This window comes from uncultured Mailhella sp., assembly GCF_944324615.1.
Lineage (GTDB): Bacteria > Desulfobacterota > Desulfovibrionia > Desulfovibrionales > Desulfovibrionaceae > Mailhella.
Map to the genome: position 1 here is coordinate 40,872 of NZ_CALUWY010000001.1, position 15,480 is coordinate 56,351.

The following is a 15,480-nucleotide window of genomic DNA, read 5'->3' on the forward strand; positions in this document are numbered from 1 at the left end:
ACTTTTACAAACTTTCTCAACATTGGCACGCTTCTTGCTTTCCTTGGTGTGACACCCAAGACAGGAAGCAGTCCATGTACCGTTACGCCCGCATCAACATGTCCACCGGCAACGTCCGGGTTTTCGACCTCCCCAGGGAGCGATGGATGCTCGGCGGCCGGGGACTCATCAGCCAGGTTCTCTACACGGAGATGAACCCGGGTGCCGATCCGCTCAGCTCCGGCAACGTGCTGGTGCTCGCCTCCGGCATGTTCGCGGGCTGCCCCCTTTCCTGCTTCGACTCCCTGTTCCTCGGTGCAAAAAGCTCCTCCACAGGGCAGCTGCAGATTCTGCGCTTCATGAGCCGCGGTGCCCGGATCATGGCCTCCATGGACATGCGTTTTGCCATCATCGAAGGCCGCCCGGCAGTGGAAAAACAGTATGTCCTTGTTCTGGACAGGGGACGCGTGTCCCTGCTGCCTGCAACGGAGCTGCTTCCCGACTTCCGGGAAGGACTGGGAAGCTACGCCATCAATGAAGGCCTGCAGCGGCATTTCGGCGGCAATGCCTGCGTCGTGTCCTGGGGTCATGCCGCCGTCGTGAAAAGTCCGGAAGCATCTCTGCTCGTCTCCGGCTCTTCCGGCAACGTATTGAAGAATATTCCCGGTCTGGGACTCAGTACCGTCATGTTCTCCAAGGGGCTGCGGGCCATCGTTCTGCGCGGCGGAGTGCCCCATGTACCGCAGAAGGCTTCCAACGACCGGGCAGACAGTATCTGCCGCGACACAGCCTGTCTGCTGCGCTGCGCGAGAATACACAACGATCTGGAACAGACGCCCTACGGACAGGTCAGCCTCTGCCGCTCCTGTCTGGGAACACCGAAAACTCTCTGTCTGGAAAGAGTATGCGCCGATCTCGGTCTTTCCCCCGACGGTCTTTCCCCTGAATTCGGAACACTTTCCCTTTCCGATGAAGACTCGTTGCGCACTCTTCTGCTGGAACGGTGCCGACAGAAGCATGCCGACACGCAGCCCCTGCCCTCCCGAAGCGAAGTTCTTTCCGACGAACAGGCCGGGGCCGCCTTTGACAGCATGGGACTGTGTCGGAACGCCCTGCCTCCGGGAGAACAGGAACGGACTCTGACGCTCATGGCAGAACTGGCCTGCGCCGTGTACGGGGGAGAATGGAGCAGAGATTCTCTTCTGCGCATGGGCGCGGAAACCCTGAACAGGGAAAATGCCTTCAACGACTGGGCCGGTCTTCAGCCGGCGGAAAATGAATAACCCGTCCCTTCCGGACGGCAAGGAGCCTTTATGAGCATCATCGACATGCGTTTCCGCCCGGCCACGCACGAAACGCTTCAGGGCATTCTCACCAATCCCCTTTATCAGGCCTTCAGCGCGGCCACGAATTTCGCCGCCCGGCCCGAAAAAACGCTGGAAGAGGAAGTGGACATGCTGCGCGGACTCGACGTGGTTCACGCCGTGGTCACCGGGCGCGACATCGCCTCCAGTGTGAACACCGTCTCCACCAACCCCGGCATGCTGGAATGTATCCAGAAGTACCCCGATTTCTTCACCGGCTTCTACGGCATTGATCCTCTGCTCCGCATGGACGCTCTGCGCGCCTTCCGCCGGGCCGTCAGGGAATACGGCGTGAAAGGCGCCTCCATCGACCCCGCCATGTCCGGCGTGGCCGTCAACAGCGCGCTTTACTACCCCTTCTACGCGGCCTGCTGCGAAGAAAACATTCCCGTAGCCATCACCACGGGCTGCTCCTGCGGCATGCCTCATGTGGTGCTGGAACACCACGCGCCCTGGCTCATCGACCGCGTGGCCTCCGATTTCCCCGAACTGACCATCATCGTCAGCCACGGCGCCTACCCCTGGATCATGGAAATGGTGGGCGTGGCCACGCGCCACAGTAACGTCTATCTCGACTTTTCCGCCTGCACCATGCTCTTCAACGTGGAACAGTATGTCCATGCCGCGAACCGGCAGCTCATGAACAAGGTGCTCTTTGCCAGCGCCCACCCCTTCGACCATATCGCAGACACGCTGAAACTCTACGACTCCCTGCCCTTCACGGCCGAGGCGCGGGAACACGTCATGTACAAGAACGCGGCCGCCATTCTCGGACTCTGAGTCCGGCCGGCATAACGCATCCGAACCGGCCGCAAGGCCGGAAGCACACGTCATGGGGCTATGCAGTGTGTCCACTACGGATGAGACACGTCACGCGAAAACATTCTAACGGAGGAGTCTATGAACAAATTCCTGAAAGGTTGCCTGGTGTTCGGCCTTATCGCCGCTTTCGGAGCCGTCCTGCCTCAGCAGGCCGCGGCCAAGGAAAAAAAGATCCTTATCCGCATCTCCCACACCGGTTCTGAAGGCAACGAATTCACCATGGGCTATGAAAAGTTCAAGGAACTTCTGGAAAAGAAGACCAACGGCCGCGTGGTGGTGAAGATCTACCCCAACGCCGTGCTCGGTTCCGACCGCGTCACCGGCGAAGCCGTGCAGCAGGGCAACCTGGAAGTTTCCTCCATCGCCACCAACATTCTTTCCAGCTTCCACAAGTGCGCCCTGGCCTTCGACATGCCCTACATGTGCGATCCTGACAAGATGATCCCCTACATGAAGGCCCTCGCCTACGGCGACCTGAACAAGTACCTGGTGGAACAGCTCGCCACCGTGGATCTGTATCCCTTCATGTTCAATGCCACGGCCATGCGCTCCTGGGCCTTCACCAAGAAGGACGTGAAGAGCGTGGAAGACCTCAAGGGCGTGAAGATCCGCTCCACTCCTTCCCCCATCGACATCGCCAACTGCAAGGCCGTGGGCATGAACCCCACCGCTCTGGCCTTCGACGCCGTGTATCAGGCCCTTCAGCAGGGCACCGTGGAAGGCGAACTGCTCTCCTTCCTCTCCATGAAGAGCTTCGGCCGCGCCGAAATCCTCAAGTACATGTATGTGACCCAGCACAACTTCCCCATCCACGTCGGCTGCATGAGCAAGAAGTTCTACGACTCCCTGCCCGCCGACATCCAGCAGGCCATCATGGAATCCGCCAAGGAAGCCCAGGAATGGGAATGGACGCTGCTTGACCAGCTGGAAAAGGAAGGCCTCGAATACTGCAACCAGAACGGCGTGAAGGTGAACTTCCTCGACGACGCCCAGAAGGCGGCCCTCAAGGAAAAGTTCAAGGTCGTGTGGGATGAATTCGGCCCGCAGCTCGATCCCAAGATGGTGCAGCTGCTCCAGGACGCCCAGAAGTAACCCGAAAGCCCGGAGCGCCCGCGCTCCGGGCACCTGCCTTTACGGAACCTCACGGAGCGAGGCTTCGCCGCAAGGCGAAGCCCCCCGCTGTTTCCCTGCCGGGCACAGCCCGCATGGAAACCTCCGGGTGCAGCCGTAACATTTCTCTGGAACCGTATGGATATGCTCAATAGTACAACGCTCTGCGAGGAATTTCATGGATAAGAGCAACCTCACCTGCGACAACGCCGGAAAGAAGAACATCCTGCGCTGGCTCGATGAAAACTTTGAAAAACCGTTCCTGGTCATAGCGCTGCTCATGGCCATATCCCTCATCACCTATCAGGTGCTCTTCCGCTACATCGCCACCAACATGCTGGGCATTGCCGGTTCCACGGCGGAAGTGGAGGAACTCGCCATCTGGAGCTTCATCTGGCTCTCCTATCTCTCCGTTCCGCTGCTCATCAAGGAACGGGCCAACATACGCATCACCCTGTTCTTCGACGCCATGCCCAGACGCATCCAGAACATGCTCTGGGTGCTGGACGAAGCGCTTTTCCTGGTTTTCACGGGCGTTCTGGCCTACCTCTGCTACAATCTTTCCATGATGCAGATAGCCAAGCCGCAGTTCTCGCCCGCCATCGGCCTTTCCTATGCCTTCCCCTACGCCGTACTGCCCATAAGCTTCATACTCATGAGCATACGCCTCATCCAGAATCTCATCCGGCAGATCCGCAAAACAGGCATTCTTGATTCCGTCATCGCCATCGCTATGGGTCTCGTGCTTGCCGTACCCATTATCGATCAGTGGGAACTGGAAATCGTCACCGTACTCGGCTGCACCATGTTCATCTGCCTGCTGCTCGGCGTGCCCATTGCCGTCACCCTCGGCTTCTCGGCCATGGCCGCCCTGTACAACTCGGAATTTCTGCACATCTCCACACAGGCCCCCACCTGCTTCACCGCCCTCGATTCCTTCACCATCATGTCCATCTTCTTCTTTGTGGCTGCGGGCGTGTTCATGGGCACGGGCGGTCTTTCCAAGCAGCTCATCAACCTGGCCGATATTCTGGTGGGCAAGGCCGTGGGCGGCATGGCCCTTGCCACCGTGGTCACCTGCATGTTCTTCGCCGCCATCTGCGGTTCCGGTCCGGCCACCGTGGCCGCCATCGGCGCCATCACCATTCCGGCCATGGTGGAACGCGGCTACGACAAGCGCTTTGCCGCCGCCCTTGTGGCCTGTGCAGGCTCCATCGGAGTCATGATCCCGCCGAGCAACCCCATGGTGGTGTACGGCGTCATTGCCAAGGCCTCCATCGGCAAGCTCTTCCTGAGCGGCATCATTCCCGGCATCCTCGTGGGCGTCGTGCTCATGGGCTGGAGCTACTACCTCAGCAAGAAGAACGGCTGGATGGGCAACCCCGAAAAGCTCACCTGGCAGCAGATACTGCGCACCATCTGGGAAGCCAAGTGGGCCCTCATGGTTCCCGTCATCATCCTCGGCGGCATTTACGGCGGCTACATGACCCCCACCGAAGCCGCGGCCATCAGCGCCATGTACGGCCTGCTCGTCGGCATCTTCGTGTACAAGGGCATCAACCGTCACAACTTCTTCAGCGTGTGCATCGAATGCTGCACCACCAGCGCCGTCATCATCTTCCTCATCGCCATGGCCAGCAGCTTCGGCTATCTGCTCGCCTTGGAACAGGTGCCCGAGAGCATCGCCAAGGCCATTCTCTCCGTCACCAACGACAAGTATCTTGTACTGCTGCTCATCAACCTCTTCCTGCTGGTCGTGGGCGCGCTCATGGAACCTGCCGCAGCCACCATCATCCTCACCCCCATCCTCGCCCCCATCGCGACGAAGCTCGGCGTGGATCTTATCCACTTCGGCCTTATCATGACCGTGAACCTCGCCATCGGCTTTGTCACGCCCCCTGTGGGCTCCAACCTCTTCGTGGCCAGCGCTACCAGCGGACTGAAGGTGGAATCCATCGCCAGGGCCGCCATACCCATGATCATTCTCATGATCGCGGTGCTGTTCATCCTCACCTATGTCCCGGCCATTTCTCTCTTCCTGCCGAATCACATGATGTAACCCTTTCTCCGGCATACCCCGCGGGGCGTCCCCTGCGCCCCGCGCCTCTCCTTCCCAACGGCGGGTTTCCCGCCACTTCACAGGAGTTTCTGTATGAGCTGTTGCTGCGCTCTTTCCACCCAGGAAAAAATCCTTCAGGACAAGGCTGCGGGCAAGGAAAACCCCAACCGCGCGAAACATCAGAGGCTGTTCGACATTCTGGAAACCTTTGACGGCATGGCGCCCATCATCGACGCCGACCGTGCCCTGCTCTTCACCCGCTCCATGAAGGAAACCGAAGGCCAGCCCCTCAATCTGCGCTGGGCCAAGGCCCTTATGAACATTGCCAGAAACATCCCCGTGCACATCGACGACCGGCAGCTTCTGGCCGGGCGCTGCGGCACCACGGGCCGTTACGGCATCCTGTACCCGGAACTTGACGGCGACTTCATGGCCGATGCCCTCGATTCCCTGGCCGAAGCGAAAACCGCCGCTCCCATCAGCGTATCCCCCGAAGTGGCGGCCATCGTCCGCAACGAAATCACTCCCTACTGGAAGGGCAAAACCTTCCATGAAGATCTCAACCGCTCCCTGCCGCCGGAAGTGCACCGCCTCGCCTACAACGACGAGCTGGGCATCAAGACCCGTTTCGTGGTCAGTGAAAACGCCTCCTACCGTTCCAGCCAGCAGTGGGTGCTCGATTACGCCAAGGTCATCGACCGGGGATTTGCGAGCATCAAGGCCGAGGCCGAGGAAAAGCTCGCCGCCCTCGATCCGCTCAGCCCCATGGACACCCTGAAGAAGCGTCCCTTCCTGGAAGCGGTGATCATCACCTGCGACGCCATCGTGCTCTGGGCGCACCGCCATGCCGATCTTGCCCGCTCCATGGCGGAAACCGAAAAAGACCCGGTCCGCAGGCAGGAACTTCTGGACATTGCCGAACGCTGCTTACGCGTTCCGGAATTTCCGGCCCGCAACTTCCGCGAAGCCGTGCAGGCCCAGTGGTTCGCCCAGATGTTCTCCCGTCTGGAACAGCGCACCGGCACCATCATTTCCAACGGCCGCATGGACCAGTACTTCTACCGCCTGTACAAGCAGGATGTGGAAGCCGGCGTGCTCACCGACGACGACGTGCTGGAACTGCTCGACTGCATGTGGGTGGGCATGGCGCAGTTCACCGACATTTCCCTTTCCCCCGGCGGACTCGCCACGCAGGAAGGCTATGCTCACTGGGAAGCCGTGACCATCGGCGGGCAGACCCGCGACGGCAAGGACGCCACCAACGAGCTTTCCTACCTCATCCTTAAGTCGCGTCAGGCCTCGCCCATGCCCTACCCCGACCTCGCCACGCGCATCCATTCCCGTTCTCCCCAGCGTTTTCTGTGGGAGATTGCGGAAACCATCAAGGTAGGCCAGGGTTATCCCAAGCTCTTCAACGATGAGGAAATCATTCCTCTCCATCTGGCCAAGGGCGCACCCCTCGGCGACATTTTCGACTACACGGCCTCGGGCTGCGCGGAAATCCGCATGCCCAACCGCGATACCATGACAAGCTCCTGCGGCCAGGTGAATCTGGGCGCGGCTCTGGAAATGGTGCTGCGCAACGGCCGCATGAAGAAGTACGGCGACGAGATCATCGGCCTGGAAACCGGCGATCCGCGCTCCTTCTCCGGCTGGGAAGAATTCTGGCAGGCCTATCTTAAGCAGCAGGAACACCTGCTTGCCGCCTCCTATGTGGAACAGTGCGTCATCCACCACACCCGCGCCCGTCACTTCGCCGGACCTCTGGCCTCCTGCCTGCACGATCTGTGCATGGCCTCCTGCATGGATCTGCACACCGATGAAAAAATCCCCGGCGGCATCGACCTCGGCTTCGTGGACATCATCGGCTTCGCCACGCTGGTGGATTCGCTGAGCGCCGTGAAAAAGTGCGTGTATGAGGACAAGAGCGTCACCATGGACGAACTCATCCGCGCCCTGGACGACGACTTCGAGGGACACGAGGCCCTGCGCCTGCGCCTCACCCGTGCGCCGCGTTTCGGCAACAACGACATGTACGCCGACTCCATCGGTCTTGCCGTAGACCGCACCGCGCAGGAGTACTGCCACAAGTACGCGCCGGAAACCGGGCTGCACATCGACATCCGCACCGTGTCCGTCACGGCCAACGTGCCCCACGGCAAGGAAGTGGGCGCCCTGCCCTGCGGTCGCAAGGCCTGGATGCCCTTCTCCGACGGTTCCTCCCCTGCGCAGGGTGCGGACCTCAACGGCCCCACGCAGTCCATCATCTCCAACTACAATACCAAGAACTGGGATTACAACGAACGCGCCGCACGCCTGCTGAACATCAAGTTCTCGCCCAAGTGTCTGGAAGGCGATTCCGGCACCGAAAAGCTGGTGAGCTTCATCCGCGTGTTCTGCGACCTCAAGCTCTGGCACCTGCAGTTCAACGTCATCAACCGTGAAACGCTGCTGGCCGCGCAGGAAGATCCCAAGCGCTACCGCAACCTCATCATCCGCATTGCAGGCTACAGTGCCTACTTCACGGAACTGTCGCGCGATCTGCAGAACGACCTCATCAGCCGCACGGAACAGACCAGCATCTGACCGCACCCTCGTGTAAAAAAGGCCGCCCGGCACGGAAGAACCGGACGGGCGGCCGCCTTCCCCCTCTTTCCCGGAGAACAGCCATGTACGCAGATGCCATGGAAAAAGGCGTCGTCTTCAATGTCCAGAAATACTCGGTGCACGACGGCCCGGGCATTCGCACCATCGTCTTTCTCAAGGGCTGTCCGCTGCGCTGCCGCTGGTGCAGCAACCCTGAATCGCAGCATATCGCGCCGGACATCGCCTGGAACGACACCCTGTGCATCGGCTGCCGCTCCTGCGTACAGGCCTGCCCGCAGAAGGCGCTTTCTCTCTCCGCACAGGGCATTGCCAAAAAGCATGAACTCTGCACGGGCTGCCGGAGCTGCGTGCGCGCCTGCCCGGCGGACGCCATGTTCCTCTACGGCGGAGAAAGCCGGGTGAAGGACATCCTCGACGACGTGGAAAAGGATTCGCTCTTCTATGCGCGCTCCGGCGGCGGCCTCACCCTCTCCGGCGGGGAACCCATGTTCCAGCCGCGCTTTGCGCTGGCCCTGCTGCGCGAGGCCAAGGAACGCCACATACACCGGGCCATGGAAAGCTGCGCCTTCTGCTCCGAAGAGACCTTTCTGGAAGCAGCGGGCCTGCTCAACTACCTTCTTGTGGACATCAAGACACTCGACGAGGAAAAGCACCGGCACTTCACCGGGCAGTCCAACAGCTGCATTCTCTCCAACATCAGGGCTGCGCATCGCGCCTTCCCCGACCTGCCCATCCATGTGCGCACGCCCGTGATCCCCGGCGTCAACGACACGGAAAAGGACATCGCCGCCATCGCAGCCTTTGCCCGGGAAGCCGGCGCTCAGGCCTATGAGCTGCTCGCCTATCACAAGATGGGCCAGTCCAAATACCGCTTCCTCGGCAAGGAATACCCCATGGGCGACGCCGCACTGGATGAGAAGAACTTCAAGAGTCTTCAGGCTCTGGCCGCCTCCGTCATGCCCGTCTCGCCCGCCATGCCGTCCTGATCCTTCCTCTTCCCTTTTCTTTCTTCCGCCGCTCCCTCCGGGATACGGTGCTCTTCTCATGCGCCCTGCGCACGGACTTTTCCACCTCAAAAGGAGCATATCATGCACTTTTCCCTGCTTCAGAACGTAAAAATCCTGGAAAAAAACGGCGCTGTTCGTCAGCTCGGCACGCTCATGAAGGAAGCCGGATACCACCATGCCTTTCTTGTCTGCGATGAAGGCATCGTCCGCATGGGTCTTGCCGGAAAAATTCAGGACATCCTCACCGGGGAGGGGCTCTGCTGCACGCTGTACGACAAGGTACAGCCCGACCCGCCCGCCTTTCTGGTGGACGAAGGCGCAACGCTGTGCCGCGCCGCAGGATGCGACTGCGTCATCGCCGCAGGCGGCGGAAGCTCCATCGACACGGCCAAGGGCATCAATATCCTGCGCTTCAATGACGGGCATATCCTCGACTACGCGGCCCCGGACAAAAAAATGACGCCCACGCGCGGCCTCATCGTCATTCCCACCACCTCCGGCACGGGAAGTGAGCTTTCCAACGGACTCATCATTTCCGATACGGAAAAAGGCATCAAGGCCCCCATACTCGCCGTGGAAGGCATGAGCGAATACGCGATTCTCGATCCCGAACTCACCGTGGGCATGCCCCCCATGCTCACCCTCATCACGGGCCTCGATGTGTTCTCCCATGCCTGCGAGTCCTATATGTCCGTAAACTCCACCACCACAACGGACATGATCTGCGAAAAAATCATGGAAGACGTAGCAACCTTCCTGCCCCGGGCCGTACGACAGGGGGACGACCTTACCGCACGGGAACGCATGCTCTGCAGCGCAAGCCTCGGCGGCTGGATGCTCGCCTGCGCATCCGCCCATGTTGGGCATTCCATCGCCCATATCCTAGGCGCGACCTACCACATTCCCCACGGCAAGGCCTGCGCCCTCAGCCTGCCGGTGACGCTGGAATTTCTGGCTTCCACCTGCCCTGAAAAGGTAAAGAAGGTCGGCATGATTCTGGGCGCCACCTTCCACGGAGGCGAAGACGCCGAACAGACGGGACAGAATGCCGCACGGGCCTACAAAGACTTCTGCGCCGGACTCGGTCTGACCGGATCGGGCATGGAAAAGCCCGATGAGGCCGCGATTGACGCCCTGGCCGACGCCGTAGCTCATGACCCGCTCATTGTCCTGTGCCCCGCCCCCGTCACCAGAGAAAACATACTCCCTCTGCTCAGAAAAATGTTCTGAGTTCCTCATCCCCGCACCGTCGTGCTTCGTTCCCCTGCAGGAGCACGACGATGCGACTCCTTGACATGGCCCCTCTCTTCCCCTAGAAGAAGCGGCAGGGGCGGTTAGCTCAGTTGGTAGAGTATCGGTCTTACACACCGACTGTCAGGGGTTCGAGTCCCTTACCGCCCACCAGAAAAACACATCATAAAGCCTCATAAAGCTTCAAACGCCTTGTGAGGCTTTACTTTTTTTCTTTTTCTCCGTTTCATAACCTCCCATGATGTCGCTATACATGGCACTAAAAAGGTGCCATTTTTAGTGCCACATTCCTATTTTTCCCGATGGCACTATCGGAAATGGCACTACAGGGGGAAGCCATGGCACTGACTGACACGGCCCTGCGGGAACTGCACCGGCGAGCGAAGAGGGGCGAAAAGGTTCCCATGAAGTCCGATGGTGGAGGCCTCAACTTTCAGGATGGAAAATATTGGCGTTTCACCTTCTACTTTGCCGGAAAGAAAAAGCGTCTTGCCCTGGGAGTGTACCCGGATGTTTCATTGAAAGCGGCACGGCAGGCGAGGGACAAGGCGCGGGAACTTCTGGCCCAGGGTATAGACCCCGGCGCACAGAGGAAGGCGGACAGGGCGGAAGAGAAACGCCGGGCCATGGAATCCGCCGTGACTTTTGAGCTTGTGGCCCGCGAATGGTACGAGAAAAAGACGCTCAATCTTTCCTCCGCCTATCGGAAGCAGAAGCTGCAACGCATGGAAAAGCATCTTTTCCCATACGTCGGCCATGTTCCCATGGCTTCCCTTGACTTGCCGGATCTGGTCGCTGCCCTGGAACACCTCCACGGCAGGCCAGATATGGGAAAACGTGTTGCTGAACTTGCAGGGCAGATATGCCGTTACGCCCGCGTGATGAAGTACGTCCTCTATGACGTTTCCGCCGGACTTACGGAGACGCTGCCGGACAGGCCACCGCAACAGCATAGACCCGCCCTGAAGGAACCTGCTCGAATAGGCGCCCTTCTTCGTGCCATAGACGAGTATCCGGGCGACGTTTCCACACGGTATGCCCTGCGCATCCTTCCCTATATTTTCGTGCGCTCTCAGGAGATACGCGGTGCGAAGTGGGAAGAAATAGACTTCGACAAAGCCCTGTGGGTTATTCCGGCAGGGCGTATGAAAATGAAGGCTCCGCACACGGTTCCCCTTGCCCGGCAGGTGGTGAAGCTGTTCCTAGAGCTTTACGAATGGACGGGGCACGGCGCTCTTGTGTTCCCCTCTCCCTTCTCCGCGACGCGCTGCATATCTGACATGGCGCTTTTGAACGCGCTCCGCCGCCTGGGATACGGCAAGGATGAGATGTGCGTGCACGGGTTCCGGGGAATGGCCTCTACCCTGCTCAACGAGTGCGGGAAGTATCGTCACGACGTGATAGAAGCACAGCTTGCCCACAGCGAAAGAAACAAAGTGCGGGGCGCGTACAACCATGCCCAGTATCTGCCGGAACGCAAGAACATGATGCAGGAGTGGGCAGACTGGCTTGACCGACTGAGGGCAGGAGAATAAGCGACACTGTGCCGCATATTGCTTCATGATCTATCATGCGGCTTTCTTGTATGAACTCTCTGAGGTGTCGCATGTCGAAAGAAAACATTTCCACTTCCCGCATCAAGCCCCGTTTCATGCGTGCCCGTCAGGCCGCTGAATACCTCTCCACCAGTGAATCAACGATATGGCGTCTGGTGCAGCGCGGGGAGCTTCCCGCTCCTCTCAAAGATGGCAGTCGATTCTCTTTTTTTGAAACTGCATGGCTGGACGAGTACGCGGACAAACTTGCATCCATGCGGGAAGGTTCTGCATAGGCCCATGGATGCGGGGCCTGTGGGGAGGTAGGGAAAAGGACGCTCCCCCCCGCTGGCCCCGCATCCATGGGCGTTTGTGGTCGTGAAGAGCAAATTGAAAAATAGTGCCATTTTTAGTGCCATATCCAAAAAGACATTTTCATAAAACAAATAATATCAAATTGTTATCATATATATTCTACTCCCTTACCTCCGTGCACGTTTTTTGTGCACGACGCCTTTTTCTTATGCCTTCACCGGCATGTGTTCCGGCAGAACCTGAAAAAATCATGATGAAGGCCGATGACCCTGCCAAAGAATCCGGCAACGTCATGCGCGGGCAGGCCCAGCTCCCCCAATACCGGTATCGGAAAACTCTCCGGCCTTGTCGCATCGGAACATACCCGGAAAAACGCCTCCGGCCATCCGGACATAATTCACGATCTCCTCCCGTCCTGCCGCATCTACTTCTTCCACAGCGAGGGATGCAGCAGAATGAGCAGCGCGTAAAATTCCAGTCGTCCTGCAAGCATGCAGAAGGAGAGCAGAACCTTGACGTCCTCCGGCATCCAGCCGAAGTTGTCCACGGCGCCCACGCGCCCGAATCCCGGCCCGGTATTGGAAAGGCAGGTAAGCACGGCGGAAAAGCTCGTCAGAAAGTCGATGCCGTGGAACAGCAGAACGCTTGAGCACACGAAAAGCACCAGCAGATAGGTGATGAAGAACACGCAGGTGCCGGAAATGATCTTTTCCGAAAGGGGCCTGTCCTGAAACTTGATGGTGGAAACGCCCCTGGGATGCAGCATGAGGAAGAATTCCCGGCGCAGTACCTTGCCGAGCACCATGACGCGCATGATTTTAAAGCCGCCCGCCGTGGAACCCACGCAGCCGCCGACAAAAATGGCGAACAGAAACAGCGGAACGATGCCGAGGGGCCACAGGCTGTAGTTTTCGCTGACAAAGCCCGTACTGGTGATAAGCGACACGATCTGGAACGCTGCGCCCCGGATCAGCCTTTCCAGATCGGAGAACGACTGCACGGGAAAGGCGCCGCTTACATAGAGATAGCCTGAGCTGAGCACGATGAGCACGGCGCAGAGCAGCACGAAGAAACGGCATTCCTCGCTTTTGCTGTAGGCGTTCCATCCACCTGTAATAAAACGAAAATGCAGCGTAAAGTTGATGCCTGCCAGAAACATGAAGGCAATGATGATCCACTGCACGGCAGGGGAAAACGCCGCCGCCGAGGCGTTTTTCGTGGAAAAGCCGCCCGTGGCCAGAGTGGTGAAGGCGTGGTTGACGGCCTCCAGCACGTTCATGCCTGCCAGAAGCAGGCAGATGACCATGACGAGGGTGAGCACGCAGTAGCCGCCCCACAGTATCTTGGCGGTATCCTGCATGCGGGGGGCCAGCTTGTCGGGCGTGGGTCCGGGAACCTCGGCCCGGTACAGCTGCATGCCGCCGACGCCGAGATGCGGGAGCACTGCCAGAGAAAGAACGATGATGCCCATGCCGCCGCACCACTGGGTAAGACTGCGCCAGAACAGCAGGCTCTGCGGAAGCGCCTCGATGTCGGAAAGAATGGAGGAACCCGTGGTGGTAAAGCCGGACACGGATTCAAACCATGCGTCCACGGGTGTCATGACGCCCGTGCAGATGAACGGAAGCGCCCCCGCACAGGTGGCGGCTATCCAGCACAGGCCCACACAGGCCAGAGCCTCGCTGTTGCTGAGGAGCATGCGGCGCTTTTTTCTGCCCGCGTACACCAGAACAAGGCCGGAGATGACGGCCCCTGCGCAGGAAAGGGCGATGCGCGCCGTGTTCCCGTCGGCAAAGACGATGGAAAGAATCAGAGGAAGAAACTGCATGACGCCGACGCAGGCGATCATGATTCCCACAAGATAAAGAATATTCCAGAAGGTCATCAGATCCTGCCTTCACATTCACAGGATGCCGCTCCGCCGAGAATGCGCTCCAGTTCGGCGATGCGCTGCTTCTTGGCCAGAATGAGCACTCTGGCGCCGGCCGGAATGACGGTATCGCCCTTGGGGATGAAGACGTTCTGCCCCTGCACGATGGCCAGGAACAGGATGCCCCGGGGAAGACAGATGTCGCGCAGATTTCTCCCGCAGAGCGCGGAATCCTCCTCGACGAACACTTCCATGGTTTCCGCGGACTCATTGCTCACCGCCACCGAAGCAAGAACATTGCCGTGCCGGATGTAGTGCAGGATGCTGTTCACCGTGGCGATGCGCGGGCTCACGATATGATCGATGCCCGCAGTTTCCGCCAGTGCCAGATATTCGGGCTTGTTGATGCTGGCAACGGCCAGCCCCGCGCCGAGCTTCTTGGCCAGCATGCAGGAAAGAATATTGGATTCCTCGTTCTCGGAAACGGCGACAAAGGCGTCCATTTCGCCGATCTTCTCTTCCTCAAGAAGACTGCGGTCCCTGGCATCGCCGTGCAGAATCAGCGTGGAATGCAGGCTCCGGGAGAGCCGTTCGCATTCTCCGGCATCATTGACGAGCATGCACACCCGGACATTCATCGTCTCCAGAAAACGCGCAAGCGCCGTGCCTATGCGGCCCGCACCGTACACGCACACACTGCGCACGGGGCGGCGCTTCTGCCCGAGAACCCGGAGTATGGCCGGAAGCGCGGCAGGCTCGTAAATGAAATGAACGATGTCCCCCTGGCGGATGACGTCGGAACCGGAAGGAAGGATGAGCCGGTCCTCCCTGTAAATGGCGCCGATCATGACGCGCTCTTCCCCCATCACTTCACGGAAGCGGAAAAGCGGCAGGTCGATGAGCGGCCCGCGGTCCACCTTCATGCCCGTCATGCGGATGCAGCGGTTGGCGAATTCGTGATACTCCACGGCGCCGGGCATGGTGATGAGGCGGGAAATGGTATGGACGATTTCCTCTTCAGGGTTGACCAGCAGGCTGATTTCAAGATTCTTTTCCAGAAAGCCCGGAAGAAGATGATAGTCGGGGTTGCGCACGCGGGCCACACGGGTGGCGTGGGGGGCCATTTCCTTGGCGAACATGCAGGCCATGATGTTCACTTCGTCGGAATTCGTCACCGCAAGGACAAGCTCAGCCTTATCTATCTCAGCATCCCGCAGCACCTGAGGGCTGGCCCCGAAGCCCTCCAGCGTCTGCACGTCCAGCGCTTCCTGAATGTTGCGAAGCTGCTCTTCATCATGGTCGATGACAATGACCTGCCGATGCTCCTCGGCAAGCCTCCTGGCAGTATGAAAGCCGACTTCCCCCGCACCGATGATGACGATACGCCCGGAGGAAGGCGTGGATGTTCCTTTAAAAAACATGGCTTCTCCGTATGGAGGTGACGTGTGGAATCATAGACAGGACATGGCATATACCACTACGCTCATATTTTCAACGCGTCGTACCATTTCATACATATTTTATATAAATGACCATAAAAGACGATTTTCCGAGTTCCTGG

The 15,480-nt window shown here is 59.2% G+C and carries 11 protein-coding genes and 1 tRNA gene; 10 read left to right on the forward strand and 2 right to left on the reverse strand.

Going from position 1 to position 15,480, the window contains the following annotated elements:
• Positions 1-74 precede the first annotated feature (74 nt).
• From Q0K07_RS00180 to Q0K07_RS00225, 10 genes are all read left to right on the forward strand, one after another.
• Positions 75-1,262 (forward strand): aldehyde ferredoxin oxidoreductase N-terminal domain-containing protein, encoded by a 1,188-nt coding sequence (locus tag Q0K07_RS00180; RefSeq protein ID WP_294554780.1) that lies wholly within the window; start codon positions 75-77, stop codon positions 1,260-1,262.
• A gap of 30 nt (positions 1,263-1,292) precedes the next feature.
• Positions 1,293-2,123 (forward strand): amidohydrolase family protein, encoded by an 831-nt coding sequence (locus Q0K07_RS00185; RefSeq protein ID WP_294554782.1) that lies wholly within the window; start codon positions 1,293-1,295, stop codon positions 2,121-2,123.
• 120 nt (positions 2,124-2,243) lie between these two features.
• Entirely contained in the window at positions 2,244-3,257 is a 1,014-nt protein-coding gene (locus Q0K07_RS00190) for a TRAP transporter substrate-binding protein (protein WP_294554785.1), read from the forward strand.
• A 196-nt stretch (positions 3,258-3,453) separates the two neighbouring features.
• Entirely contained in the window at positions 3,454-5,334 is a 1,881-nt protein-coding gene (locus Q0K07_RS00195) for a TRAP transporter large permease subunit (protein WP_294554788.1), read from the forward strand.
• Between the two features lie 93 nt (positions 5,335-5,427).
• A complete protein-coding gene (locus Q0K07_RS00200; protein WP_294554792.1) occupies positions 5,428-7,920 on the forward strand; it encodes a pyruvate formate lyase family protein in 2,493 nt (830 codons plus the stop codon).
• An 83-nt stretch (positions 7,921-8,003) separates the two neighbouring features.
• Positions 8,004-8,927, forward strand: a complete 924-nt coding sequence (locus Q0K07_RS00205) for a glycyl-radical enzyme activating protein (RefSeq protein ID WP_294554795.1) — start codon at positions 8,004-8,006, stop codon at positions 8,925-8,927.
• A 102-nt stretch (positions 8,928-9,029) separates the two neighbouring features.
• The gene (locus Q0K07_RS00210; protein ID WP_294554797.1) at positions 9,030-10,178 is read left to right on the forward strand and encodes an iron-containing alcohol dehydrogenase; all 1,149 of its coding nucleotides are present in this window, start codon (positions 9,030-9,032) and stop codon (positions 10,176-10,178) included.
• Positions 10,179-10,276: 98 nt separating this feature from the next.
• Positions 10,277-10,352, forward strand: a tRNA-Val gene (locus tag Q0K07_RS00215).
• A 185-nt stretch (positions 10,353-10,537) separates the two neighbouring features.
• Entirely contained in the window at positions 10,538-11,734 is a 1,197-nt protein-coding gene (locus Q0K07_RS00220) for a site-specific integrase (protein WP_294554800.1), read from the forward strand.
• A gap of 71 nt (positions 11,735-11,805) precedes the next feature.
• Positions 11,806-12,030: a helix-turn-helix domain-containing protein gene (locus tag Q0K07_RS00225; RefSeq protein ID WP_294554801.1), complete on the forward strand. Its 225-nt coding sequence runs from the start codon at positions 11,806-11,808 to the stop codon at positions 12,028-12,030.
• Between the two features lie 443 nt (positions 12,031-12,473).
• On the opposite strand, the gene Q0K07_RS00230 is transcribed toward Q0K07_RS00225, so the two are convergent.
• Both Q0K07_RS00230 and trkA read right to left on the reverse strand, forming a co-directional pair.
• Complete coding sequence (locus Q0K07_RS00230; protein ID WP_294554804.1) at positions 12,474-13,934, reverse strand: TrkH family potassium uptake protein; 1,461 nt, start codon at positions 13,932-13,934, stop codon at positions 12,474-12,476.
• Positions 13,934-15,340: a Trk system potassium transporter TrkA gene (trkA, locus tag Q0K07_RS00235; RefSeq protein WP_294554807.1), complete on the reverse strand. Its 1,407-nt coding sequence runs from the start codon at positions 15,338-15,340 to the stop codon at positions 13,934-13,936. Before trkA ends, Q0K07_RS00230 begins: the two co-directional genes overlap by 1 nt.
• Positions 15,341-15,480: the final 140 nt, after the last annotated feature.